This window comes from Agathobaculum ammoniilyticum (assembly GCF_025567315.1).
Lineage (GTDB): Bacteria > Bacillota > Clostridia > Oscillospirales > Butyricicoccaceae > Agathobaculum > Agathobaculum ammoniilyticum.
The window spans coordinates 1-1,684 of sequence record NZ_JAOQJE010000044.1; the positions used below are offsets into that span (position 1 = coordinate 1).

Sequence of the window (1,684 nt, forward strand, 5' to 3'; positions counted from 1 at the left end):
GCTGACCGCAGAAGAAAGCCTTGGCATCCACTTTTTCAGCAACGGTAAGCCGGGCGAACAGCCGCTCACCGTCCGCGTGGGCGGCGATAAGGGTGTGGATGTGGACAGCAACCGTGTCAAAGTGCGGCGCGGGAACGATGCAAACATTATTGCAGACGCCGGACGCGGCTATGAGATCACCGAGATACGGCTGGACGATGGAGTGCAGTCCGCTGCGGGATATGTATCTGAGGGCCGTATCTGGCTGGGCGGCAAGGTGTACCGCATCGACAGGGACGGCGGCCGCGTGACGCTGCGCCTTACCGATGTGCAAACCGATATGGAGGCGTACTTTATCTCCGAACTGGACGAAGACCGTATCCCTGTCACGGTATCAGAGGGGACAGGCGTGGATATCGTCAAGGACTGCGGCGGCACAGTGCGCAAAGGAACGGATATCCGTTTTACGATCACACCGGATGATAACTATACGCTGCGCCGTATTACCCTGACGGTGGGCGATATATCGAAAACCGTAGATGCGGATGAAAATGAGATTCGAATAGACGGTGTGGACTATACGCTGCAGCAGGACGGGAACAGCGTTATCCTGCATGTGGATGACGTCTATGCCCCAGTGCGGGTATTCGCTACAGCCGACAGAGCTGCCGCCTATGACAACGCCGTGGAGGTCGGGACAGCGCAGCACTGCACCATTTCTGCATACCGCACGGGTGTGAACGACGGCGGCTCGGCGACGTATACCGTCTCGCCGGACAAGGGTTATATGCTGGATACCGTCACGCTGCGCGTGGGCAGCCGGCAGGAGACTGCCCATGTTGATGAGGACAGCAGAATTAGAGTTGGGGGCAAGTCATACCCTATGTCTCTGTCCAATCAGGGCGTCCTCAAGATAACAGTAAGCAATATCCGTGACGATGTGCAGCTCAGCGCCTGTGCGGTACGCGAAAGCAACGGCACATTGTATCTGCGCAGCGGTATCACCGCGCCGTATTTTGAAGGTATGGGAAACTACCGGTTCTGTCCGGAGGACACCCTGACCCGCGCGGAAGCGGCCGTGATGCTTGCACGGCTAACCAACTACTCCAGCCTGATAGACTATCCGGCCTGTGGCGCGGCGGATGTGCCGGTAAGCGGCTGGTACGCCCACGAAGTGGATGCGTTCTATGATGCGGGAATAGAGGCCGCGCCGTATTTCCGGCCGGACGCGCCCATTTCCCGTGCGGAGCTGGCCGTGTGGCTGTACCGCCTGAGCGGGTCCCCACGGGTGGCGGCCGGCACGATGGCGTTTCCAGACGTCCCCAGTTATGGGGAGACACATGATGCGGTGGCATACGGCCAGATGCACGGCTGGATCGACGGTTATAAGGACGGTACGTTCAGACCGGACGCGTCCATCACCCGTGCGGAAGCAGCCAAGCTCATTAACCGTGTGACCAGCCGGCCGCTGCGCGTGCATACCATCCAGACCAGGTTTGCGGATGTGCCTGCCTCGCACTGGGCGTTTTGGGATATCATCAGTGCGGCAAACCAGGTCTGATGGAAAAGGGCAGCAAAAAGGGAGACCGTAGTCTCCCTTACTGCTTCAGGCATGCGTCTATCACATGCTGCGCCCGCTCCAGGATCTCGCGCCGCCATTCCGCCTGCGCGGGATTTTCGTTGACATAGGCGCTATTGTATGCGT

The 1,684-nt window shown here is 59.1% G+C and carries 1 protein-coding gene; it reads left to right on the forward strand.

Annotation, left to right across the window (positions count from 1 at the left end; all coding sequences use genetic code 11):
* Window positions 1-1,540 (forward strand): S-layer homology domain-containing protein (locus OCV66_RS15455; RefSeq protein WP_147574653.1); only part of this gene is annotated, 1,540 nt, incomplete at its 5' end.
* Between the last annotated feature and the right edge of the window lie 144 nt (window positions 1,541-1,684).